Raw genomic sequence first — 1,702 nt, 5'->3', positions numbered from 1 at the left:
CCCACGCCCACGGTGCCGATCTCGGGCGACTCGATCAGCACGATCTCGCAGCTGGCCGCGTGCTCGCCTCGGCCCATCAACTGGCCCAGCGGTGCCGCGGTCATCCACCCGGCCGTACCGCCGCCCACGATCACGATGCGGCGTATGGCTTGGTCGTCACGCATGCTGTCAATCTCCTCTTGGCGCCCGGGAGCGCCGATGGCCCTGGGCGCCGATGTCTTGTCTCACGACGCTACCCCAAAAAAAAGGCCCGGCGCGGGAGCGCCAGGCCTGTCTGGAGCCGGGACAAACCCGGCCGTTCGATCAGAAGGTGTAGCGCGCCGTCATGGTGTAGCGCGGGCCAGATGCGAACCAGGTGCGCCCCATCAAGCCGACGTGCTGCTGCATGAGCTGCTTGTAGATCGAGTCGGTCAGGTTCTGACCTTCCAGACCCAGTTGCAGGCTCTCGGTGACCTTGTAGTGCACACCGACATCCAGCTGACCGTAGTTGTCCGTCCAGATCGGCAGGCCCAACGGCATGTTGTTGCGGCCTTGTTGCGGGCTATCCGGGTTGCCGTTCAAGCCGTTCGTCTGGTTCGGGCCGGTGTTGTCCGGGAAGGCGACACCGTTGAGGTACTTGCCGCGCCAGGCATAGGCCACGCGTGCCGAGAACGGACCATGGTCATACAGCAGCGCCAGGTTGAACGCCTTGCGCGACAGGTTGGGCAGCGGCATGTCCCCGTAGGACTGGCCGTTGGTGTCACAACCGTTGACGAACAGGTTCAAGTTGGTGCCGTCCGCATTGCTGCTGCACCAGGCCGCACCCACCGAGTTGTAGCGCGTCTGGCGGCTGTCCACATACGTGGCGTTGGCCTGCACGCCCAGGCCAGCGAGCAAGCCCGGCAGCCCATTGAAATAGTGCTGCACCGCGACCTCCACACCGCGCGCCCAACCCTTGGCCCCGTTGACCTTGGTCGAGTAGGCGAAGTCGTAGGACTTGCCCGTCGTGTCGGCCGCGGTCGCCACGCCTGTCTGGTTGACGATCACATCCTTGAGCCGCTTGTTGAAGGCGGCCACCGTGATGGAACTGGCGCGGTCGATGTACCACTCACCGGAGAGGTCGAACTGATCCGACTTGACCGGCTTGAGGATCGGGTTACCCAGCGCCGAGCCGACGTTGCGCAGATCGTCGACGAAGATCRTGCGCGACGAGTCTGCGTTGACCACCGTACGCGTCTGTGCAGCACCCGCCGTCAGCTGCAGGTTGGGCTGCAGGTCGCTGAAGTCAGGCCGCGCCACCGCCTTGGCATAGGCAAAGCGCAACTGCATCTGGTCGTTGGCCTTCCAGCGCAGGTTCAGGCTGGGCAACACATTGACGTAGTTGTTTTCAACGGCGATCGGCGTCAGGAACGGCGTGAACGTCGGGATGGGACGGCTGAGGTTCGGAGCCGTTGCCGCAGCTGTCGAGTTGAAAACCAGCGTCTGGTATCCGGTGGTGTCGTACTTGGTTTCCACCACGCGCAGACCGACGTTGCCGTCGATGGGCAGGCCGTGCTCTTCCAGGCCGAAGCGCAGCTGGGCGTAGGCCGTCTTGGTGTTCTCCTTCTGCTTGTTGCTGTTGGGCGAGTTCTCACCGAAGTCCGCCGGCTGCCAGGACACCGGGCAGGCCGCAGCATTGGGGCCCTGCAGCTGCCGCCGGTACTCGGTACACAGGGTGTCGTAG

General features: G+C 64.3%; 2 protein-coding genes. Both read right to left on the bottom strand.

What is annotated here, in order from left to right:
* On the bottom strand, positions 1-164 hold a 164-nt coding region (locus tag ACXJKR_RS31645; protein WP_457326224.1), incomplete at its 3' end, for a tryptophan 7-halogenase.
* 139 nt (positions 165-303) lie between these two features.
* Positions 304-1,702, bottom strand: a 1,399-nt coding sequence (locus ACXJKR_RS31640) for a TonB-dependent receptor domain-containing protein (protein ID WP_457326223.1), incomplete at its 5' end; no start/stop codon positions are given.

The organism is Roseateles sp. P5_E11, from assembly GCF_054049355.1.
The sequence above is the reverse complement of the archived record's forward strand: the minus strand, read 5'-3'. Positions and strand labels throughout refer to the sequence as shown.